The sequence below is a fragment of the Bacillus cereus group sp. N21 genome (assembly GCF_016483395.1).
Taxonomy (GTDB): domain Bacteria; phylum Bacillota; class Bacilli; order Bacillales; family Bacillaceae_G; genus Bacillus_A; species Bacillus_A pseudomycoides.
Map to the genome: position 1 here is coordinate 158,459 of NZ_JAEHBX010000005.1, position 19,960 is coordinate 178,418.

Consider the following 19,960-nt stretch of genomic DNA (forward strand, 5'->3'; position numbering starts at 1 on the left):
ACAAAAAAAGAGGTTCACCTGTTTGGGGAACAGAAGAACCAATAAAGGGTTTTTTTTGTGTTGAAATCTCCCTTAGATTATCCTGTCCAGAAACATATGTCAATATTTCCCTATATATTGGTCTAGATAGATTTACTAATCAGCCTTACTCGTGCGTCTTTGTTCTTTTGTTATCACGAGGACGAGCTACACGCACCCTAACAAGCACACAATAAAGCATATACCTAATCAGTTGCCACCCCAGCATCCTATCTAGCACACGTACAACTGCATAGTATCAGCTATCGAGCATATGCCTGTTAGGTGAAACTATATACTCTGTATATACCTATGAGTGGCGCCAGTCAGTCAAAGATATTTACAATCTGAGGTAGGCAAATCTTCCTTTGTTCCCTAGCTAGTATCCTGCTCAGGGTCCCCCAGTAGTACGCTCCAATATCCTTAACCTTACCTAGCTTAACTGCCATAACACTAATCTTAAAGGCTTGTACAGCTTCACCTACACAGTCCTCCACCAGAGGAGCATATCTCTTTCTAATCACTGTAGATTTCCTCCACAGACTTACAGCCTTATGAGCAGGGACGAATGAGCTAACCAACTCAGCGAATTCAACAGGGACACCACAGGCTATAGCAAATGAGCTATCCATCTCATTAGTGCGTATATGTATTCTTTTAGGTCTTTGTTTTAAAGGAATAGTTTCTTCCTGCTCAGGTTCATCTTGAACCCCACCTACACAAGGCTCTACAGCTTCCTCACGATAGGACAACCCGATAGGACTCATAACAGTTATGGAAGCACCGTAACCACCAGAGACAGCCCTCATAGTTTCCACTCGTTTGATTATGTTCTTCTTTACTAAACGAGCTAGGCTTCTCTGCACAGTCTTATAGCTAACCTCTAGAGCTTCTGCTATTGTGCTCACTTTGAGCCAGCACACTCCCAGTACCTTCACAGAGTACCTGCTCAGCATGACAAATACGTTTCTATCTGTCTCGTTCATTTCCACTTGAGCTAGCACCTTATTAGTAAACTCGTTGAGCTGATCTAATGAATCAAATACTTGGTGGCTTCTTAGTTCCTTCATATTATAAAGTCCTCCTCAGGATACACCTAAAGAAGGTTGCAACCATGCAATATGTATAGTAAAATAAATGCATAGCAAAACCTCTTTAGGTTTAGTTGTGGAGGGTTTCCTTTCAGTTTGGACGCTGGGGAGGAAGCCCTCTTTGTCGTTTATCGACTTGTGAAGGTCGTTCGCTTATAAGTCAATGCTATTGAGTGGGTTGTACTTGTCGTTTTGCTCTCTCAGGTCAGCTCCCCAGATAGTTACATATCTTTCTGTCATCTTGATAGAGCTGTGACGCATTAGCCGACTCACAGAGAAAGCATCTACTCCATTCCTGAGCAGGATACTACAGTAGTAATGCCTACAAGTGTGTGCACTCACTCGTACACCTTTGAAGTTCATTATCTTGGCTAGTCTAGTGAATACAAGCTTTATAGCGTTAGGAGTAAGCGGTCTGCCTTGTTGGTCTGTAAACACATGAGTAGGCAACTCGCCTAGTTGTCTCTCTAGGTAAATACGATACTCGCACAGCTCTCTTACGAGCTTTTCACTAAGAGGGTGACTCTGTTGTTTCTTTAGCTTTCCATAGAAAATAACTGAGTGGTTAATAAGGTCACAGTCAGTCCACTTAACGTTTAGCATCTCGCCAAGCCTAGCTCCTGTGCCTAACAAGAAAACTAACACAGTGTAATTGCGGTACCCCCAAAACTGCTTGTCCCTCTTTTGTCTTCTGTAATACCTCAACATTTGCCTTACTTGGTCATCTGTAAAGACTTCTATTTTGCTATCGGACTTGTTTTGAGTCAGCTTCCTAGTTGGGTTGTCCTTCTCTGCGATAATGTCCTCATCAATAAGAAACTTAAAGAAACTCTTGAGGTGTTGCAGTTTAGTGTTAACTGTAAGTACTGCATTGTTCCGTTCTCGTTGGCAATACCTGAGGTAGGACTTTACAGCTCTTTCTTTTACCTCCTCAGTGTCTATAAGCTCTTTGTCAGAACAAAACAGTTGAAACTCTGCCAGCGTATCCCCGTAGGCTTTAATTGTGCGAGGAGCTAAATTGTTAAACTCCTTTTCTTCTAGATACTCCTTTATAGAAAACTTTAAAAGCATAGCTAATCATTCCTTTCCTTTTTAGATTGAACGCAAAAAGAGACTACCTAGTGAATAGATAGTCCCATCTCATGGGGTTGTTTCTCATAGAGAATACCACTTAATTACCTTCTTAGAATTACCTCTCAAGCCTTGCCCTGCCTCTGCCGCGATGGCTTGGATGAGTACATACTCCAACAACCATTGCAGATAAGGAATTTTCAGCTGATGTGGAAGCGGAAGCGATGATTTCTCCTTTCTCTTCAATGTAGTAAGTGCGTCCTGTATTTGTTTCGAGTGATTGCCGCAAAATCTTTTCTGATTGTCCTGTTTGAGGGAATTCTTCAATGTTGCTTTGGAGCTTCATAATTCGCTCAACATCATCTATGGTTGCTAGTTTGATTGCAGTATGAAGCATTGTTTTAGGTAGTGCAGTATCATCTTTACATTCACAAAAGTACATTTTATTTTTTGTGCCAAGTTGTATGTCTTGTATGTCTTCAAATTTTTCTACAATGTCTGATTTACCGGAGATTTTTAATGGCTGATAAGTAGCAAGAATTGCCTCATAGTCAGCAGCAGAAAAATCATCTTTTCCATATGATATAAATGAATCATGAAAGCGTAGTAATACGGATTGTAATGCTCCGTTTTCTGTGAAAATGCCCCATAATTCTTGAAAGTCTGCATCGTATCCAAATGCTTCAATATCGCCAATGATAAATAGGTTAAGCGCTGCTTCTTCTTTTAGAAATGTAAGCACTTGTTCATGATCACTCTTTGTTAGTTTCCGTATCATTATAATCCCCTCTTTAGTTTGTTTTTTCTAAATATTATTACTTATCATTTTTGAAATCAATACAAAATTTTATGTTTAGTTCACAAGGTTTCGGAAAAACTAGGAAAGATATGACAAAGGAGGTTATGAACGGTGGATCATCCAATTCAAGGATTAATGAAAGCAGCAATGGAAAATTTAAAGGAAATGGTCGATGTTAATACGATTGTTGGAGAGCCTGTTCAGACGGCTGACGGCGGTGTAGTGTTAACTGTTTCCAAAGTAGCGTTTGGATTTGGAGCAGGTGGATCGGATTTTCAAACAAATGATGGTCAAAGAGCACAAGGTAATCCGGCATTTGGCGGAGGGAGCGCAGGTGGTGTTTCCATTACTCCAGTAGCTTTTCTTGTAGTGAATAAAGATGGAGTAAATATTCTTCACTTACAAAATGCCACACACCTAGCTGAAAAAATGATTGAGTTAGCGCCACAAACAATTGATAAGATTCAATCCATTTTTCAAAAAAACGAAAAGCATACTGAAAATCATCATCCGCAAAATCCAGACGAAATCGCGTAAAAAAGCCTGTTTTTCAACAGGCTTTTTTTCTTGTAATCAGTATGTAATAAAACTCATGAAATTGTAAATAGTTTTTGAAGTTTTTTCTATGTTTCTAAAATTTTTCATGTTAAAATATGCTATAGAATTGAAACATATAAAACGAAGGTGGCTAGGTGCTTTGTCTGGAGGATCTGACCAAGTAAAGAATATGATATATATTAATGGTAATCGTCGGGGTCATTGTTTTATTACATCTGGAATTACATTTGAAGAGTTTGCAAGTAATATCCCATCACCGCTTCATCAAGTGTTGCTTTTGAAACATAATTTTGAGTGGACTGATTTTCACTATCATACTTTATTTGAATATGTCGAAGAAGAAAACATACATAAATTAATTAAAGCAGAGATTGATGAATTTGATGAGTTCTGTTGGGTGGATTTTGATGACGCAAGCGATTTAGATGAATTGGAGCCAAAGGAAATTGCAGAATTGTTATATTTGGCTCATAAAAAAGAACCACTTGGGAGAGCGTTTTTCCCACTTTTGAAAAATAGATTTGTCTATTTTTCACATGATGACGGTTGGTACAACAAAGTGTATTACCGTAGAATCGCTGATTTTGTAGGAATGCTTAGCAAAGTAATTCCGTACAAACTCGGTTCATTTGGAAAAAAACGATTCTCTTTCTTTCAAAAATCAAAAATATTCCCAGCAATTTCAAAAGAAGTTATTCTTGGGCTTGTTCCATTAATGGAAGACGGGCTGTATATTGATTTAGCGGGGAAAATTGAGTCAAGAAGAGGTTTAGAGATTCCTGTATATGTAGTTGGTTCGTATGAAAGTACGGATGAAGTACTAGATAACATAGAGGAATTAAAAGAAGGTGCAACCGAAACTGGCTGGCTTATTTTTGATAAGAAAGAGCAAGAGTGGCAATGGGTTGTGGACTAAGAGAACTTGACGAATTAGGTCAAGTTTTCTTGTTTTTTGAAAGGAGAAAAAATGAAAAAATATTATACAGCAGTAGGTATTGTCAGCATTATCCTTGTTGCAGTACTACTTTTAACTTGTCCGAAAGAATCTGATTTCAGGTCTTACTTAGAGGATAAGTATGCAATGATTTGTAATCAAGATAGCTTTGAATGTACACAAAATGTAGGTAAGAAAGAACAAAAAATGAAGTTTGTAAGTACGAATACACGAAACGGTGTATTTTTTATAACAGTGAAACAAACTTTTGAAATGGAAAATGGTAAACAGAAAGAGTATAGCGGAATGGGTATATTTGGTACATTTCTTTTTGTTACGGAAAAGACTTTCTAATTATAGAAGGTCTTTTTTTTATGCATATGTTCATATAGATGAAGTAAGACAAGCATAGGAGGGATGAGAATGAAAAAAATATGTGTAGTTTGTGGTGGAGAAGAATTTTTTTCATCTACATTATATGCACGTACGAAACAAGACTGGGCATATGCCCCTAACATGTATCGTTTTGAAAAGGTATTTATTGAACAGCGGGATGAAGAGAATTATCCAGTGTTTCAAGAAATTACAGCAAAACATTGTTGTGGATGCGGACATATTATGCTGTATCATGAGTGAACACACCAAGTAATACTTGGTGTGTTTTTATAATGCTGATAAAGCAAGTGGATACAATAACGTAAATAAAACAGAAAAGCTACCAAATCCAATGGCTGTATATCCGAGTGTTTTTGCTCCAAAATTAACAGCCAATAAGCCAATTAAAATGGAAAGGGAACCAAGGGTAACTGGATAAAAGGCAATTGAGAATAAAGAAAGAAATAGTGCTACATAACCGATAAGTGTACCAGCGTTTGTACCTTCTATTTCATGTGCAATTTCTTTACGTCTATGTCTAATTGGAAGATGCCCTGGCGAGATTTCAGCTGCATATTCTTCGTTTTTTTCACCACTCTTAAAATGATGTGTTCGCTTTTTCGGCATGTACATCCCTCTCTTTCAATTGGGTGTATCTTTATTATTTTTCATAAAGAAGAGAATATGAGTATGAGTTATATCCAAGTTAAGCAAAATTTGGAGAATGTATGAGTCTGTTGCTATCTTATCCATCTCTCCATGAGAATAAACAGGAATATAGGAAAATGATGTAGAATGGAATGAATGAAAACAAGTGAAAGTAGGGGGAAACATGACAAAGTTTAATTGGCATAAATCAGCAGAAAAAAAGTGGGACAACAATGCGGAATCTTGGAATCAAAATAGTCAAGAAATGTGGGATCATGGGAGTCGGAGTACAATCATTCCGTTTTTTGAAAAGTATGTAGAAAATGGTGTGGCAGTTTTAGATGTCGGATGTGGTGATGGATATGGTACATATAAATTAAGTCTCGCAGGATATAAGGCGTGTGGTATAGATTTATCCGAACAAATGATTCAAAAGGGAAAGGAACGCGGAGAAGGGCCTAATTTGTCATTTGTAAAGGGAGACCTTTCTTCATTGCCCTTTGAAAATGAGCAATTTCCAGCCATATTAGCAGTGAACTCGTTAGAATGGACAGAGCAGCCGCTACAGGCGTTACATGAGATAAAGCGTGTTTTGAGGTCTGATGGATATGCGTGTATTGCTATTTTAGGACCAACAGCAAAACCACGTGAAAATAGTTATCCTCGTTTATATGGAAAAGATGTCGTATGTAATACGATGATGCCTTGGGAATTTGAAAAGCTTGCAGAGGAGCAAGGGTTTCAAGTAGTGGAGGGTATAGGCGTATATAAACGAGGGATAAATGAAAAAATGCTTGGACAATTATCGGTAGAATTGCAACAAGCATTAACATTTTTGTGGGTATTTATGTTGAAAAAATAATGCCTGAAGAAATGCACAAAATTTAGGAGGGAAATAAGTGCAGAAAATACAAAAAACTGATACAATATCAACAGAACCAATTAAAGGGGGACTAGGGTATATGACAACTACTACAACAGTTAAATCCGATATTGAAATTGCACAAGAAGCAAATATGAAGAAAATTCAAGAGATTGCAGCGGAGTTAAACATTTTAGAAGAAGAACTAGAGCCTTATGGTCATTATAAAGGGAAGTTATCTCTTGATATTTTTAAGCGCTTACAAACCGAAAAGGACGGAAAAGTTGTTTTAGTAACAGCGATTAACCCGACTCCAGCAGGAGAAGGTAAATCAACAGTAACAGTTGGTTTAGGTCAAGCTTTTAATAAAATTGGTAAAAAAGCAGTAATTGCACTTCGTGAGCCATCACTTGGACCAACAATGGGACTAAAGGGCGGTGCAGCAGGTGGAGGTTATTCACAAGTTGTACCAATGGAAGATATCAATCTTCACTTTACTGGTGATATTCATGCCATCACAACTGCAAATAACGCATTAGCAGCGTTTATCGATAACCATATTCAACAAGGAAATACACTTAAAATTGATACGCGAAAAATCGTATGGAAGCGCTGTGTCGATTTAAATGACCGTGCACTGCGTAATGTGGTAATTGGTCTTGGTGGGCCAGTTCAAGGTGTACCGCGTGAAGACGGTTTTGATATTACAGTAGCATCTGAAATTATGGCTGTATTCTGCCTTGCGACAGATATTCAAGATTTAAAAGCACGTTTATCTCGCATTGTCGTTGCTTATAATATGGACAACGAGCCTGTAACAGTTAAAGATTTAGGCGTAGAAGGAGCGTTAACACTTTTATTAAAAGATGCGTTAAAACCAAACTTAGTACAAACATTAGAAAATACACCAGCAATCATTCATGGTGGACCATTCGCTAATATCGCTCACGGTTGTAACAGTGTTATCGCTACAACAATGGCAGCAAAATTAGGTGATTATGTAATCACGGAAGCTGGTTTCGGTGCGGACTTAGGTGCTGAAAAATTCTTAGATATTAAAGCGCGTGCAGCTGGTATTAAACCAGAAGCAGTAGTTATCGTTGCGACAATTCGTGCGCTTAAAATGCACGGCGGTGTGGCGAGAGATCAGCTGAAAGAAGAAAATGTAGATGCGCTAGCAAAAGGAATGGAAAACTTACAAAAACATGTTGAAACAATTCAAGCGTTCGGTGTTCCATTCGTAATCGCAATTAATAAATTCATTACAGATACAGATGCAGAAGTTGCATTCTTACAAGAATGGTGCAACGAGCGTGGCTACGAAGTATCCTTAACAGAAGTTTGGGAAAAAGGTGGCCAAGGTGGTGTAGACCTTGCTGAGAAAGTATTAAAAGTAATTGAAAAAGGTGACAACAAATACGCACCACTTTATGATTTAGAATTACCATTAGAAGAAAAAATTCGTACAATTGCTCAAAAAGTATACGGCGCAAAAGATATTGAATTTGCTCCGAAAGCACGTAAGCAATTGGCTCAATTTACAGGGGAAGGCTGGAGTAACCTACCAGTATGTATGGCGAAAACACAATACTCTCTTTCTGACGATGCAACAAAATTAGGTCGACCATCTGACTTTATTGTTACAATTCGTGAACTGAAACCGTCTATCGGTGCAGGATTTATTGTAGCGTTAACTGGAACAATGTTAACAATGCCAGGTCTTCCAAAACAACCAGCTGCTCTTCAAATGGACGTAAATGAAGATGGAAAAGCAGTAGGTTTATTCTAAAAGGTTGTAATTCATCTCGTTTATCTGTAAACTATATATACATCAAGTGGCGCCTTTCCATCGAAAGGCGCCTGTTTTTTGGAGGAAATTATGTTTGATCCAACTGCTTTTGACAACTTAAAAGTGATCGTTGAAGGAGCTGTCTATGATTTTGATTTACATGGCGATATTCTTGTAACGGATCGAAAAGATATGATGGACCTTGCATCGCTAAGCCGTATATATCATATTTCATTTCAATTAAATGAACAGTTTGAACAGCTAGTAGAAGCGACATTCTCACTGTCTGTAGATGCGAAGAATCTATCAGGTGAGATATTAGAGGTACCACAGTTTATACCAGGCTGTGAAATGAAATTACGCTTCGCGTTCCCGTTACAGCAACCAGAAGCAGAGTGTCAAGAAATCGAAAACTTGTTACAATCTATCTGGGGAAAAGAGCGAATGATTACGCAACAAATTTCATACGAATATAATAAGCAAGCGATTTCATATCATAATAAGGTAGAAGTTCTATTTCAAAAAGCGATTACAGAAGACCATGTTGATGATTTAATAGCTGTTATTTCTCACATGATAGAAACAGTGCGAGCAATACAACATTTTCTTCAAAAATAGAGATAAAGGAGAAAAACAAATGATAAAAGACATGCAACCATTTTTGCAACAAGCTTGGGAGAAGGCTGGTTTTAAAGAATTTACTGAAATTCAAAAACAAGCAATTCCAATGATTTTAGAAGGACAAGACGTTATAGCTGAATCTCCAACTGGAACAGGAAAAACATTAGCGTACTTATTACCACTTTTACATAAAATTAATCCTGAAGTGAAACAACCACAGGTTGTCATTTTAGCTCCAACACGTGAACTTGTTATGCAAATTCATGAAGAAGTTCAAAAGTTTACAGCAGGAACTGATATTTCAGGTGCATCTTTAATTGGTGGTGCGGATATTAAGCGCCAAGTGGAAAGATTGAAGAAACATCCGAAGGTAATTGTTGGTTCACCAGGACGTATTTTAGAATTAATTCGCATGAAAAAATTAAAAATGCACGAAGTGAAAACAATTGTATTTGATGAATTTGATCAAATTGTAAAACAAAAGATGATGGAAGCTGTGTTTGATGTAATTAAATCCACAATGCGTGATCGTCAACTAGTATTCTTCTCTGCAACAATGACAAAAGACGCAGAAGAAGTAGCACGCGATTTTGCGGTTGAACCAGAATTAGTTCGCATTAAACGTGCGGAAACAAAAAGTTTAGTTGAGCATACGTATATCGTTTGTGAGCGCCGTGAAAAAAATGATTACATTAGAAGAGTTATGCATACTGGCAATGTAAAAGCAGTAGCCTTTTTAAATGATCCATATCGTTTAGACGAGATTGCTGAAAAATTAAAGTATCGCAAAATGAAAGCAGCCGCACTTCATGCAGAAGCAAGCAAACAAGAACGTGAAGCAACGATGCGCGCATTCCGTCAAGGAAAAATAGAGATTCTACTTGCGACTGATATTGCAGCGCGTGGGTTAGATATTGATGATTTAACGCACGTGATTCACTTAGAATTACCTGATACATTAGACCAATATATTCACCGTTCAGGCCGTACAGGACGTATGGGGAAAGAGGGGACAGTTGTTTCCCTTGTTACTCCGCAAGAAGAGCGTAAACTACTTCAATTTGCGAAAAAGTTAGGCATCCAGTTCAAGAAACAAGAAATGTTTAAAGGTACTTTTGTAGAATCAAAACCGAAAGCACCAAAGAAAAAGAAATCTGCATTTACTGGGAAGAAGAAGCCTAGATAAATAATGAAAAGACAGACGTAACTATGGATAGAACATAGTTACGTCTTTTTATTTTTTCAGAAGGAACAGCATAGAGAATGTCGAATGTTACTGCTAAATGGACTATATTGAAATAGCGATGCAATATAGTGGAATTACTAAGTAAATAAAATAGTAGAAGAAATGATAAAAAGCCCTCATATTAAAGAAATGAAGGCTTTAAAATTATTAAAAAATATTTGTAGTAGATCTATTGTTAGAGAGCTGTTCTAGATAGAATACTCCTTTCTCAATAGCAGTCTCTACATAACCGACGATTTGATCAAATGTGAATACTTGTAAGTTTGTATGCAAATCTTGCTTGGGATACAGCATATCATCAAAAATAAGCTTTTTAAAAGCTAGCACATTTTCTTCTGAAACTTCTTCAATATTTGCTATGGTTGCTTTTTGATTAAGGAAAGGAAATAATTGCTGATCTTTATCGTAGAGATGTAACAATTTTCCGTTTAATAATTTGAAATCATTATGGTACATAGATAAAATTGTTTGATCGTGCTCGATTCTATTTTTGAGCCAAGGAAGAAAAAAACCGTTGAGCCAATTATCATCAGCAATAAGGTGTGTATAATACCCTAAAATGAAAGAGGAATCCATGTGCTTTTTATATTTTTGAAGAAATGTACCGTAATCAATTCTTCTGGTATAGTTTTTTGTTGTACCAGCATAAAAATGTGATACGTTTTTTTCCTCTTTTGAATGAACTGCATCAGGAGCTACTCCCCCAAGCAAGAAAGATGTTTTATCAGGGATGGATAATTTCTCTGCAATACCATTTGTGATAATCAAATGCATAATTCGTGACCCCATGAATGACACCTCTATTTAACAGTCAGAATGATCTTTCCTGTACTCTGTCTACTTTCGACCCATTCATGTGCTTTCCCTGCATCTCGAAGTGTAAAGCATTTACCAATTGCAATTTGTAGGCTTCCATCACGTAAATACTGAAAAACTTGGTTAGCGGTATGACAAAGTAAGTGAGGACGTTTCTTACGAGTTGTTCCAAAGCTAAAGCCAAGAATAGAACGACAGCTTGCATGTAAATCCTTTGTCCGAAATGTGCCAATTTCCCCGCTAGCATTACCAAAATGGACAAGGCGACCATAGTAAGCCAAACACTCCAAGCTTTTTTCTGATACTGCCCCGGAAATGGAATCCAAAATAACATCGGCACCTTTACCACCCGTAAGTTCATTTGCCTTTTTACTAAAATCCTCATCTTGATAACAAATAACATGATCAGCCCCAGCTTCTAAAGCAACTTTCTTTTTCGCTTTATTTCCGACTGTTCCAATAATTTTTCCAGCCCCTAGTATTTTTGCTAATTGAATCGATGTTGTTCCGATACCACCAGCCGCAGCATGAATAAGAACGGTTTCACCTTGCTGTAATCTTGCTATATTCGCAAGCAGATTGTAGCTCGTAAAAGATACAACAGGACAAGCAGCGGCGGTTGTGAAGTCAACTTAATCAGGTAACACAAACGTAAGGTTTTCATTGGCGACAACATATTCAGCATACGATCCATTAAGAGGAAAGGCGATTACACGCTGTCCTATGCGGATGTTTTTTACATCTGATCCTACTTGTTCTACAATACCTGCGGCGTCTATTCCAGGAATAAATGGGAGTTTTCGATTTCCCTTTTTACCGTAGCGAGATTTAATATCGGCAAAATTGACACTTGTAGCAATAACGCGAATTAACACCTGCTTTTCATTAAAAGTCGGCATATCGACTTCTGTATACTTCATTGTTTCAGGTCCACCGAATGCAGTTACAACAATAGCTTTCATTTGTATATCCTCCTAAAAATACCTTCTACATATTATTTTAAATACCAATCATAAAATGGGAAATTATATAATTGTTATAAGAGGCCATAAGCTACCGTTATAAAGTAATAAGTTTTAAATCATTATATTAATTTATATCGAAAATAATTTTAAAAAACGAACGAAATGTTTTTTACTTGCCAATATATAGTGTAAGACAAAGGAGGGAAGAGGCATGGATCAGGAAACAGACTATCACAATCTCATCGAGCGGACTTTATCAGGAAGTCAAGAGGCATACAGTGAACTGTATGATAAAACAATCCAAGATATCTATAGGACAGCACATTTCTTGATAGAGGAGAAAGTGGATGTAGACGATGTTGTTCAGGAAATATATATACAGCTTTATCAATCCCTTAGCAAGTATGATAGAGAACGACCTTTTCGGCCATGGTTAATGGGACTTGCGGTAAGGTAAATTCACTCATATAGGAGAAATAGGTGGATGCGTCTACGTATTGTAAAGAAAGCAGAAGAACAGAAGAAACCAATTGAATTTGACTTTTCTAGTGATGTTGTGAATAAAGTTTCACTTTATGCGGGACTATGTTGATTTTCTTGTCGTATGAAACTATCTAATAATGAGTAACCAGCTATTATATTTATTATTACGGGAAATGTTGTATTTAAAAGAGTTAGGGTAGCTAAGTAAGCTAAGTAAGGGGAAAATTGTCCGATAGGTGAGAATAATAGAATAGGTGAAAAGCCAATCAATGTTGAAGGTAACGCAATGCCTATAAATTTATCTGGTTGAAATTTCCATATATGTTGGTTCTTTTTGTTACTGATAAGTTGAAAGAAACGTAATACACCACCGATGAAAAAGGGGAAAAACATAAAGAAAAATATTCGATGGTACATATGAAAGGATAGCTCAGCTTGTTTATCTAAATGAAATTGAATTTTCCCTCCATAAAATAGCAATATAACAATGAATAAAGTGAAGCATAAGTATTGAGTAACTTTTTTCATTGTGTCACTCCTTTTGTATGCATAGTATTAAAAAAGCATATTCAAAAAAAGAGGATATATGCTTGAAACAGAGCGTCATATCCTCGGATGTTTTTTCATTTAGTTAGTAGTTGTTTTGGCCTTTTCTTGCTTTGTAAGATAATCAATAATTCCCATCGCACTGATTTCCATATCTAGTTTTATCACATCGTAAACAGAATGAGTTGCTGGTACACCTTGCTGTGAAAGATGAGAAGAGACTTTTTCAAGTAATAAAGTATACAATTCATGGCTTGCTGCTTCAAAATCCTGGTTTTTTTCAAATACTTGTTTTCCTGCTTCAACAAAGATAGGGAGCCAGTCCTCAAGCTGTTTATACACTTCAGAAACATGGGAAGATGCACCGTAATGCCCGAAATAGATGAGGTCAACTTTCATATTTCGAATGCGGTCTTTTGCTGTCATCATCGCGTCGGGTTGAAACTGTGATGGAGATGTGGTTGGTAAATATAGTTCAACGCCAAGTTCAGTTAGTTCTCGATAATAAATACCAATCGTGTCACCTGTGAAAATGCCATTTGTTAAAGAATCATGGATACTAATATGGTGCTTGGCGTGCCCTGGTGTATCGTAAAATGAAAGCGTCCGATTTTCTGAAATTTGTAGTATGTCACCATCTTGTACAATATGGACACGTTTTTCTGGAATAGGAAGGATTGGATTAAAGAGTTCATCAAAAGCATCGCCATAGACAGCTTTGGCACCTTGGATTAATTTTGTAGGATCAATCATATGGCGTGCGCCACGTGAATGGACAAATAAAGTAGCATTTGGGCACTTTTCCATCATTAAACCAGCTCCGCCAGCATGATCAAGATGAACATGGGTAACGATAATGTTTTTAACATCAGCTAAGTCAATGCGTAATTGTTGTAAGCCATTTAGAATGTGCGGAAGAGAAGGGGCTGCGCACGTTTCGATTAAAGTAATATCATCACCGAGTAATACGTATGTACCTGTACGCTCGTTATGTTGTAAATCGTAATCATCAATGAGATATAACTGAGAGGATAACTGTTCAACTTTTTTCATATGAGTCACTCCTTATAGTCTTATGTTCTTTTATTATAAAATAAAAGGCAGAAAACGAAAAATCGTTTTCTGCCTTTATGTAATGTTATTATTTTGTTTGTTCTTTACTAATTGACATAATAAAGAATCCGACAAGACCACCAACTAGTGGAAGAGAAATCATTCCTGCAAGTGAAAAGTACTTGCTTAAAAATAGTCCATTTACATCCATAACCCAACCGGCAACAAATAGTAACATCATGTATAATACGAAGTAAAACTCGCGATTTGAAATCATTTCACGTTGTGCAGTTTTCATTATCAACACCATCCTTTATTCATTATAATGGAATTGAAAATGTCACAATTTAGAAGGTAAACTGTCACATTTTGTTCACAATTTAATTGTAAAACTTTCCAAGCTATTTGTCTAGTAGTTTGTGTCGGATTTTTGAACGAAAATAAAGCGCTCTCATTAGACGGAGAAGTTAAATACATATATGATGAGAATAAGTATGAAATAATAGAGAGGGGCAGATATATATGACAGTTTATGATTTTTCTGCAAAAACAATTACAGGGGAAGAAAAATCGTTACGAGAGTATGAAGGTAAAGTTCTTCTCATTGTAAATGTTGCAAGTAAATGTGGATTTACACCGCAATATAAAGGGTTACAAGCCATTTATGAAAAGTATAAAGAGAAAGGATTCGAAATCTTAGGTTTCCCATGTAACCAATTTGGAGGACAAGAACCAGGTACAGAAGAGGAGATTACAAGTTTTTGTGAATTAAATTACGGTGTATCCTTTCCGATGTTCACTAAAGTTGATGTAAAAGGTGATAACGTGCATCCACTATATACATATATGACGGATCAGGCACCGGGCATACTTGGTATGAAGGCAGTAAAGTGGAACTTTACAAAGTTTTTAATAGGGCGTGATGGGAAAGTGATTGATCGATTTGCACCACAGACGAAGCCGGAAGAATTGGAGAAGGAAATTGAAAATGTATTGTAAAAAAGAAGCTCGAATATGAGCTTCTTTTTTATGTACATTAACGTTCACATGCAACACCATCGCCGTCTCTATCTAGTTTACTGCTATAGCCAGGTTGTCCACTATATAGAGGAGCTTTACCTGCATTTTTTACTTCTGTGCAGTTTTTATATTGTACATTACTATTACTTTCAGTAGCAGGTTGTGCTGGCGAAGTTGCTTGTTGTTCTTGCTGTTTCCGGGCTTGTTCCTCAGCTTGACGCTTTTGCTCTTCTTGTTGCTTTTGTGCCTGTTCTTCAGCTTGACGTTTTTGCTCTTCTTGTTGCTTTTGTGCCTGTTCTTCAGCTTGACGTTTTTGCCCTTCTTGTTGTTTTTGAGCTTGTTCCTCAGCTTGACGTTTTTGCTCTTCTTGTTGTTTTTGAGCTTGTTCCTCGGCTTGACGTTTTTGCTCTTCTTGTTGTTTTTGAGCCTTTTCGTCGGCCTCTTTCTTTTTAGCATCTTTTTTATCTTCTAGTTCTTTTTTTTCAGGTGCAACTTTTTTATCTTTTGCTGTTATTTTTTCAGCAGAAGGAGTTGCGACACTGGTTAATAGCCCGAAAGCTATAAATAAAACAGCTGTAATTAAAAACTGTTTCTTCGCCATACCAGTTTTCTTAATGATAGATAAGATTGCTAAGACAAGGAAGAAAATAAATAGGATTAAACATACATTAGCGAAAAAGTTAACAATAGGGTGCTTCGTTTCCGCGGTGCTTGTTGCTGATATTAAAAATGAAATAATAAAACAAATAACCGTAGGTCTACCATATCTCATTGCTTTACCATTTTTCTTAAAGAATGAAATGATACATAAGATGAGTAAAATAAGAGCTATTAAAAATAAAAATGTACCAATATTACTCCAAAGTGCCATGTTGATACCTCCGTTTGTAAGATTTTCTCTATTGATTATATAGGAATATACTAGAAATTACATGGTTTCTAACCGAAATAAGAAAATTATATTTCTTTTTATTACATTTTTACAATGAATAATTCATAGATTATGAATGACTCGTCTGAAAAAGATGGTTGGTTAAATCTTGGGGGGAATCAGTGGATTAAATACAATCCTTCTTACATCAAGTTTAAGAAGAAAGAGCCAGTTAATCGGATTGCAGGAAAACGTGTTGTGTCTAAAGTGGACAACCTACGATTCTATGATTCTCCTTCTTGGCAGGATAAAGATGTTGCCGGAACTGTGGATGCAGGATTAGGATTTGCAATTGATGCAAAAGTAACTGTCAATGGATCACCACAATACAAAATTCACAATAGCATATACAATAAATGATGGGAGTTTATTATAAGGGGTCTCTCTTTTCATAAAACTACGTTATCGAACTGTAATCATTCAGATGAAACGAAAGTAATTACAATACTCCTATAAAAATCCCTTCAATTTATTAACATCACTAGTAAACTCTGCAATCTCATCTTTTAACTCTATTCTATGAACTTCCATCTTTTTGTTGTCAAGTAATTCATTTGAACGAGTTTTTATAAAATCAATATTTTTATTTTTTTCAATAAGTAACAATGCAAAGCTAACGTAGATACAGCATTCTTCCGTTTCAGTATATTCTTCTGAATGTTCATAATCATTTAGTAACGCATAAAAAGTATCCTTTATTTCATATTCTGCTCTAATATGAAGGCTACTATATGTATCAATAACATCTTCTGTAATCTCATCATACCTTAAATTCATTCTGTCTCCTCCAAATTTCAATTTTTTGTGTGTATATTAAGGTGAATATTAGGATATCTCTTCCTAAATTCTAAAATAATATTACTACAACTTTGACAAGCAGGTAGTTCTGTATATAAATCAATTTTTCCAGAAATATTTGGATTCTTAATTTGAGAAGCTATATCTTCTAGAATTTTTGCTTCTGTATCATGAAATCTATCAAATTTAGTCGCATCTGGTTTAGAAGCAGATGGCTCATAGCTTTTGAAAATACGTTCTGATTCCGGTTTCAACATTGAAAACTCTTCAACATCTGCTGTAGCCATATTACCACGCTTTTTAAGAGTATTATTTGGCATACTATTACGTATGTTATCAATTCTATTTTGAAAACTTTTAACTTTATTAGTTTCACTAACACGCCCACCAGAAGACGGAGAAGACTGGAACCTTTGAAGAGTATCCTGAGCATTTTGAATTGATTTATTCAAAACAAACCTACCATGTCCAACAGCACCAAGCCCCGCCGCTGTAGCAACTGCATCTAATGGAAGAACAATTGGTGATGCTAACCCACCACTTCCTACTTCTGCGACGAAGGTTAAGAAATTAGCCCCGCCTATGACTGAAATACCTTCAAAAATTTCTACAATAGATCCTACCGTTGATAAAACATGTCCAGTAAACCTTCCAGCTTGATAAGTTGCATTGCTTTCTAATTTATCATTATCAGGTGGTGTTACTTCTATCTTTTTTCCAATTTACAACTACAATCAACTCAGTAACTTTTGAAGTGATTTCTTTATCACAAAAGCAACATTGATAAGAACTATTCACTATACATCACCTCCAATCATAATTATCTGATAATCTATTTAATGATAGAGAAAATAAAAATCCGCAATGACATTTTCAGTCAAAGCGGACTTTTATTTTTTTACTCTATGTTATTGCTTAGTACCTCAAATCCCAAATAACCAAATGCAAGAAGCTCTAAACTATTTTGATAATTGTTTTTTATTTTCTCTAGGATTTCTCTGTAGTAAATTGGTAACCTTTCTTCCAAAAAATCTATATATTCTCTTAAATACTCTTGAAAAAGCTCTACATTTCCTTTAGGAAATAATCGAACAGTCTTTAGAGAAACATATTTTTCTTCATCAATCATTGTTGAAAATTGTTTTTCACGAATATCACTAATTTCTTGCTCAATTTCTTGTTTTGTAACAAAATCATTCTCAGTCATAGAGATACTAAAATCTTCATTATCCCATATTATCCCTAGATTAATTTTACTATTTTGGTATATAGGTGTAATTACCAGTTCCGCAAATTCACCAGCTTTAATCACTTCATTAATCAATTGCTTTAACTCTGTAAAATCAATGTGTCTTCTATTCAAATTGTGATTATACACTGTAAATTCATGAACTAATTCACAAACCTTCCCTGGTTTCTTATTTATCATAAAATACCACTCCTTTATAGTCCACCCTCTGGAACCCAATTTACTTTGTTTTTTTGAAAAAGGATGCTGATACTAAATGAAAAAAACAATGAAACATCTTACCTCACTTCTTATGATTCTAGTACTTGCGGTATCTTTTACAACAAGTGCTTTTGCTGATAGAACACTTATTATTCCAGATTTACCTAAACAACCATATTGTTATGGTGTAGGGGCTTATGAAGGCGTTGTGGCACATTCCACAGCAACACCCGAAGCGCCAGCTATTAATATACAAAAGTATGAATCTCATACATGGCGTTCAGCTTTCGTACATTATGCAGTTGACTGGAATGAAACAATCAAAATTGCTGATACAAAATACATCGCTTATGGTGCAGGACCAGGTACAAATAAACGTTTTGTACACGTTGAACTTTGCGAAACTGCAGACTATGGTAAATTTAAACGCTCTTATGAAAAGTACGTTAAATTGTTAGCTAAAATCTTAAAAGATAACAATCTATCTGTTGAAAAAGGATTGTGGATTCACTATGATGTAACAAAGTATCTTGGTGGTACAGATCACGAAGACCCACTGGATTATTTACGTAGTCATGGTGTATCAGAAGTACAATTTCGTGCTGATGTGAAACATGCATATAATAACAGTGACGTTTCTGTTCCAGAGCAAACATCTAAACCAGGCGAACCAGTCGCTAATGTGGAAGGAACTGCATATATTGAAGGTTACAATGTAAATCTTCGTAAAGGACCAGATGCAAGTTACTCTGTTATTCGTCAGTTAAATAAACCAGAATCCTATAAAGTAGGGGGCGAAAAAGATGGGTGGCTAAATCTTGGCGGGAATCAGTGGGTATATAACAATCCTTCTTACATCAAATTTGAGAAGAAAGAGTCAGTTAATCCGATTGTAGGAAAGCGTGTTGTCTCCAAAGTGGACAACCTACGTTTCTATGATTCTCCATCTTGGCAGGATAAAGATGTTGCTGGGTCTCTAGATGCAGGATTAGGCTTTACCATCGACACTAAAGTTGATGTGAACGGTTCACTACAATACAAAGTACACAACAGTAAGGGCAAAACATACTATGTAACTGCTAGCGAAGCCTTTGTATATGTGAAATGAAAATCCGGCTCTTGCGAGTCGGATTTTCTTTAACTCTATTAAAATGATATAATGATTAATTGAAATATAGTTGTTTTTAGTAAAGTTTTGCAGTTAGCTATTTAAAAGTGTAAGTATATCTCTTTTAAATATAGCAGCTATTTCCGCTTCCTCTAATGAATCTCCCCATCTAAAAACTATATCATCTTTTGGACAAAGATGAATAGAAAGGTTAAAATAATCTACTTCATCTTTCCATTGGTTATATTCATTAAATACTTTTCCGAAGATTCTGCTAATGTTTTCTTCCATAAGCATATCACTATTTTTACTTGAAATAATTGTAAATCTTTTAGGGTTACTAGAAACTATTTCAATGGCAGCTGGAAGTTCCTCAAGACAAAACTCTGCAATGCTTGAGTAGAAAGTTGTTCCTCCAACTTCCATTTCAACTTCTGAACCCTTATTAAATTTCTCAAGTTGCCATTTGGTTTGAAGAGCCTTCCATACCTTTCGGTATTTTTCAATCTTAGAGTTTTTGTCTTGGATTTCAATAGCTGCAAGCAAGTAGAATTTGTAGACATTAGTTAAATTATGTTTCATAAATACTTGCTTGATTTCAGTGCTACATACTTCTTTGAATTGTTTTTTTTCATCTGGGCTAAATAACATGGAGCCATTAACACTGAATACACTTAAATTTGGTAAATTACCGACTCTTTTGATTGCTTCATCCTTACTAAACCATTTATAGTATGAGAATGCATCTTCTTCTACTTCATTCCAACACTTCATTTTA

General features: G+C 36.0%; 23 protein-coding genes and 4 pseudogenes. 12 read left to right on the forward strand and 15 right to left on the reverse strand.

The features are described 5' to 3' along the window. Positions 1 to 344: 344 nt before the first annotated feature. The 3 genes and pseudogenes from JDS96_RS04855 to JDS96_RS04865 all read right to left on the reverse strand — a co-directional run. Positions 345 to 1,088 carry a helix-turn-helix domain-containing protein gene (locus tag JDS96_RS04855; RefSeq protein WP_199666258.1) on the reverse strand — a complete coding sequence of 248 codons (744 nt, stop codon included), beginning with the start codon at positions 1,086 to 1,088 and terminating at the stop codon, positions 345 to 347. Positions 1,089 to 1,262: 174 nt separating this feature from the next. Then, complete coding sequence (locus tag JDS96_RS04860; protein WP_199666259.1) at positions 1,263 to 2,180, reverse strand: tyrosine-type recombinase/integrase; 918 nt, start codon at positions 2,178 to 2,180, stop codon at positions 1,263 to 1,265. A gap of 127 nt (positions 2,181 to 2,307) precedes the next feature. After that, a pseudogene (locus tag JDS96_RS04865) lies at positions 2,308 to 2,958 on the reverse strand (GNAT family N-acetyltransferase); the annotation flags it as partial. A 132-nt stretch (positions 2,959 to 3,090) separates the two neighbouring features. Between JDS96_RS04865 and ytfJ the strand changes: the two are divergent. The 4 genes from ytfJ to JDS96_RS04885 all read left to right on the forward strand — a co-directional run bounded on the left by ytfJ (position 3,091) and on the right by JDS96_RS04885 (position 5,107). Then, complete coding sequence (gene ytfJ, locus JDS96_RS04870) at positions 3,091 to 3,516, forward strand: GerW family sporulation protein (protein ID WP_000349994.1); 426 nt, start codon at positions 3,091 to 3,093, stop codon at positions 3,514 to 3,516. Positions 3,517 to 3,676: 160 nt separating this feature from the next. Then, complete coding sequence (locus tag JDS96_RS04875) at positions 3,677 to 4,453, forward strand: hypothetical protein (protein WP_016114639.1); 777 nt, start codon at positions 3,677 to 3,679, stop codon at positions 4,451 to 4,453. A 51-nt stretch (positions 4,454 to 4,504) separates the two neighbouring features. After that, positions 4,505 to 4,825: a hypothetical protein gene (locus JDS96_RS04880; RefSeq protein WP_040119460.1), complete on the forward strand. Its 321-nt coding sequence runs from the start codon at positions 4,505 to 4,507 to the stop codon at positions 4,823 to 4,825. 69 nt (positions 4,826 to 4,894) lie between these two features. Beyond that, positions 4,895 to 5,107, forward strand: a complete 213-nt coding sequence (locus JDS96_RS04885; protein ID WP_018783022.1) for a hypothetical protein — start codon at positions 4,895 to 4,897, stop codon at positions 5,105 to 5,107. A gap of 27 nt (positions 5,108 to 5,134) precedes the next feature. On the opposite strand, the gene JDS96_RS04890 is transcribed toward JDS96_RS04885, so the two are convergent. After that, positions 5,135 to 5,473 carry a hypothetical protein gene (locus tag JDS96_RS04890; RefSeq protein WP_006094661.1) on the reverse strand — a complete coding sequence of 113 codons (339 nt, stop codon included), beginning with the start codon at positions 5,471 to 5,473 and terminating at the stop codon, positions 5,135 to 5,137. Positions 5,474 to 5,678: 205 nt separating this feature from the next. Here JDS96_RS04890 and JDS96_RS04895 point away from each other — a divergent pair, with 205 nt between their 5' ends. The 4 genes from JDS96_RS04895 (at position 5,679) to JDS96_RS04910 (ending at position 9,952) form a co-directional block, all read left to right on the forward strand. Next, complete coding sequence (locus JDS96_RS04895) at positions 5,679 to 6,356, forward strand: class I SAM-dependent methyltransferase (protein ID WP_199666260.1); 678 nt, start codon at positions 5,679 to 5,681, stop codon at positions 6,354 to 6,356. Positions 6,357 to 6,456: 100 nt separating this feature from the next. Next, positions 6,457 to 8,145 (forward strand): formate--tetrahydrofolate ligase, encoded by a 1,689-nt coding sequence (locus tag JDS96_RS04900; protein WP_206777007.1) that lies wholly within the window; start codon positions 6,457 to 6,459, stop codon positions 8,143 to 8,145. A gap of 90 nt (positions 8,146 to 8,235) precedes the next feature. Beyond that, entirely contained in the window at positions 8,236 to 8,763 is a 528-nt protein-coding gene (locus JDS96_RS04905; RefSeq protein ID WP_003204852.1) for a hypothetical protein, read from the forward strand. A gap of 19 nt (positions 8,764 to 8,782) precedes the next feature. Next, positions 8,783 to 9,952: a DEAD/DEAH box helicase gene (locus JDS96_RS04910; protein ID WP_040119462.1), complete on the forward strand. Its 1,170-nt coding sequence runs from the start codon at positions 8,783 to 8,785 to the stop codon at positions 9,950 to 9,952. Between the two features lie 207 nt (positions 9,953 to 10,159). Here the strand turns inward: JDS96_RS04910 and JDS96_RS04915 are convergent, their stop codons facing one another. Then, positions 10,160 to 10,801 carry a zinc dependent phospholipase C family protein gene (locus JDS96_RS04915; RefSeq protein ID WP_097787355.1) on the reverse strand — a complete coding sequence of 214 codons (642 nt, stop codon included), beginning with the start codon at positions 10,799 to 10,801 and terminating at the stop codon, positions 10,160 to 10,162. A gap of 11 nt (positions 10,802 to 10,812) precedes the next feature. Further along, positions 10,813 to 11,790 (reverse strand): annotated as a pseudogene (locus JDS96_RS04920) (quinone oxidoreductase family protein). 214 nt (positions 11,791 to 12,004) lie between these two features. Here JDS96_RS04920 and JDS96_RS04925 point away from each other — a divergent pair. After that, positions 12,005 to 12,364, forward strand: a pseudogene (locus JDS96_RS04925) (sigma-70 family RNA polymerase sigma factor); the annotation flags it as partial. Between the two features lie 2 nt (positions 12,365 to 12,366). Here JDS96_RS04925 and JDS96_RS04930 read toward each other — a convergent pair. The 3 genes from JDS96_RS04930 to JDS96_RS04940 form a co-directional block, all read right to left on the reverse strand. Further along, positions 12,367 to 12,804 carry a hypothetical protein gene (locus tag JDS96_RS04930; RefSeq protein WP_199666262.1) on the reverse strand — a complete coding sequence of 146 codons (438 nt, stop codon included), beginning with the start codon at positions 12,802 to 12,804 and terminating at the stop codon, positions 12,367 to 12,369. Positions 12,805 to 12,903: 99 nt separating this feature from the next. Further along, entirely contained in the window at positions 12,904 to 13,875 is a 972-nt protein-coding gene (locus JDS96_RS04935) for an MBL fold metallo-hydrolase (protein WP_199666263.1), read from the reverse strand. Between the two features lie 88 nt (positions 13,876 to 13,963). Beyond that, positions 13,964 to 14,185, reverse strand: coding sequence for a DUF3925 family protein (locus JDS96_RS04940; RefSeq protein ID WP_170958750.1), 222 nt, complete (start codon positions 14,183 to 14,185; stop codon positions 13,964 to 13,966). Between the two features lie 212 nt (positions 14,186 to 14,397). Between JDS96_RS04940 and JDS96_RS04945 the strand changes: the two genes are divergently transcribed. Continuing rightward, positions 14,398 to 14,874: a glutathione peroxidase gene (locus JDS96_RS04945; protein WP_199666264.1), complete on the forward strand. Its 477-nt coding sequence runs from the start codon at positions 14,398 to 14,400 to the stop codon at positions 14,872 to 14,874. Between the two features lie 37 nt (positions 14,875 to 14,911). Here the strand turns inward: JDS96_RS04945 and JDS96_RS04950 are convergent, their stop codons facing one another. Then, complete coding sequence (locus JDS96_RS04950) at positions 14,912 to 15,766, reverse strand: excalibur calcium-binding domain-containing protein (protein ID WP_199666265.1); 855 nt, start codon at positions 15,764 to 15,766, stop codon at positions 14,912 to 14,914. A gap of 132 nt (positions 15,767 to 15,898) precedes the next feature. Here JDS96_RS04950 and JDS96_RS04955 point away from each other — a divergent pair, with 132 nt between their 5' ends. Next, entirely contained in the window at positions 15,899 to 16,186 is a 288-nt protein-coding gene (locus JDS96_RS04955) for an N-acetylmuramoyl-L-alanine amidase (RefSeq protein ID WP_199666266.1), read from the forward strand. Positions 16,187 to 16,276: 90 nt separating this feature from the next. Here JDS96_RS04955 and JDS96_RS04960 read toward each other — a convergent pair whose 3' ends face one another. From JDS96_RS04960 to JDS96_RS04970, 4 genes and pseudogenes are all read right to left on the reverse strand, one after another. After that, positions 16,277 to 16,603: a hypothetical protein gene (locus JDS96_RS04960; protein WP_199666267.1), complete on the reverse strand. Its 327-nt coding sequence runs from the start codon at positions 16,601 to 16,603 to the stop codon at positions 16,277 to 16,279. 17 nt (positions 16,604 to 16,620) lie between these two features. Next, entirely contained in the window at positions 16,621 to 16,944 is a 324-nt protein-coding gene (locus JDS96_RS31900) for a deaminase domain-containing protein (RefSeq protein WP_307838164.1), read from the reverse strand. 59 nt (positions 16,945 to 17,003) lie between these two features. Then, positions 17,004 to 17,334: pseudogene (locus tag JDS96_RS31905) on the reverse strand (hypothetical protein); the annotation flags it as partial. Positions 17,335 to 17,522: 188 nt separating this feature from the next. Continuing rightward, positions 17,523 to 18,053 (reverse strand): hypothetical protein, encoded by a 531-nt coding sequence (locus tag JDS96_RS04970; RefSeq protein ID WP_199666268.1) that lies wholly within the window; start codon positions 18,051 to 18,053, stop codon positions 17,523 to 17,525. A gap of 76 nt (positions 18,054 to 18,129) precedes the next feature. Here JDS96_RS04970 and JDS96_RS04975 point away from each other — a divergent pair, with 76 nt between their 5' ends. Further along, positions 18,130 to 19,182: an N-acetylmuramoyl-L-alanine amidase gene (locus JDS96_RS04975; RefSeq protein ID WP_199666269.1), complete on the forward strand. Its 1,053-nt coding sequence runs from the start codon at positions 18,130 to 18,132 to the stop codon at positions 19,180 to 19,182. A 93-nt stretch (positions 19,183 to 19,275) separates the two neighbouring features. Here the strand turns inward: JDS96_RS04975 and JDS96_RS04980 are convergent, their stop codons facing one another. Continuing rightward, positions 19,276 to 19,956 carry a hypothetical protein gene (locus tag JDS96_RS04980; protein ID WP_199666270.1) on the reverse strand — a complete coding sequence of 227 codons (681 nt, stop codon included), beginning with the start codon at positions 19,954 to 19,956 and terminating at the stop codon, positions 19,276 to 19,278. Between the last annotated feature and the right edge of the window lie 4 nt (positions 19,957 to 19,960).

Coding starts and splice junctions, on each gene's coding strand:
- JDS96_RS04855 (WP_199666258.1), bottom strand. CDS start 1,088: ATGAAGGAACTAAGAAGCCACCAAGTATTTGATTCATTAGATCAGCTC.
- JDS96_RS04915 (WP_097787355.1), bottom strand. CDS start 10,801: ATGGGGTCACGAATTATGCATTTGATTATCACAAATGGTATTGCAGAG.
- JDS96_RS04955 (WP_199666266.1), top strand. CDS start 15,899: ATGAATGACTCGTCTGAAAAAGATGGTTGGTTAAATCTTGGGGGGAAT.
- JDS96_RS04930 (WP_199666262.1), bottom strand. CDS start 12,804: ATGAAAAAAGTTACTCAATACTTATGCTTCACTTTATTCATTGTTATA.
- JDS96_RS04890 (WP_006094661.1), bottom strand. CDS start 5,473: ATGCCGAAAAAGCGAACACATCATTTTAAGAGTGGTGAAAAAAACGAA.
- JDS96_RS04910 (WP_040119462.1), top strand. CDS start 8,783: ATGATAAAAGACATGCAACCATTTTTGCAACAAGCTTGGGAGAAGGCT.
- JDS96_RS04970 (WP_199666268.1), bottom strand. CDS start 18,053: ATGATAAATAAGAAACCAGGGAAGGTTTGTGAATTAGTTCATGAATTT.
- JDS96_RS04860 (WP_199666259.1), bottom strand. CDS start 2,180: ATGCTTTTAAAGTTTTCTATAAAGGAGTATCTAGAAGAAAAGGAGTTT.
- JDS96_RS04905 (WP_003204852.1), top strand. CDS start 8,236: ATGTTTGATCCAACTGCTTTTGACAACTTAAAAGTGATCGTTGAAGGA.
- JDS96_RS04935 (WP_199666263.1), bottom strand. CDS start 13,875: ATGAAAAAAGTTGAACAGTTATCCTCTCAGTTATATCTCATTGATGAT.
- JDS96_RS04895 (WP_199666260.1), top strand. CDS start 5,679: ATGACAAAGTTTAATTGGCATAAATCAGCAGAAAAAAAGTGGGACAAC.
- JDS96_RS04975 (WP_199666269.1), top strand. CDS start 18,130: ATGAAAAAAACAATGAAACATCTTACCTCACTTCTTATGATTCTAGTA.
- JDS96_RS04880 (WP_040119460.1), top strand. CDS start 4,505: ATGAAAAAATATTATACAGCAGTAGGTATTGTCAGCATTATCCTTGTT.
- JDS96_RS04945 (WP_199666264.1), top strand. CDS start 14,398: ATGACAGTTTATGATTTTTCTGCAAAAACAATTACAGGGGAAGAAAAA.
- JDS96_RS04940 (WP_170958750.1), bottom strand. CDS start 14,185: ATGGTGTTGATAATGAAAACTGCACAACGTGAAATGATTTCAAATCGC.
- JDS96_RS04885 (WP_018783022.1), top strand. CDS start 4,895: ATGAAAAAAATATGTGTAGTTTGTGGTGGAGAAGAATTTTTTTCATCT.
- JDS96_RS04980 (WP_199666270.1), bottom strand. CDS start 19,956: ATGAAGTGTTGGAATGAAGTAGAAGAAGATGCATTCTCATACTATAAA.
- JDS96_RS04900 (WP_206777007.1), top strand. CDS start 6,457: ATGACAACTACTACAACAGTTAAATCCGATATTGAAATTGCACAAGAA.
- JDS96_RS31900 (WP_307838164.1), bottom strand. CDS start 16,944: ATGCCAAATAATACTCTTAAAAAGCGTGGTAATATGGCTACAGCAGAT.
- JDS96_RS04960 (WP_199666267.1), bottom strand. CDS start 16,603: ATGAATTTAAGGTATGATGAGATTACAGAAGATGTTATTGATACATAT.
- JDS96_RS04950 (WP_199666265.1), bottom strand. CDS start 15,766: ATGGCACTTTGGAGTAATATTGGTACATTTTTATTTTTAATAGCTCTT.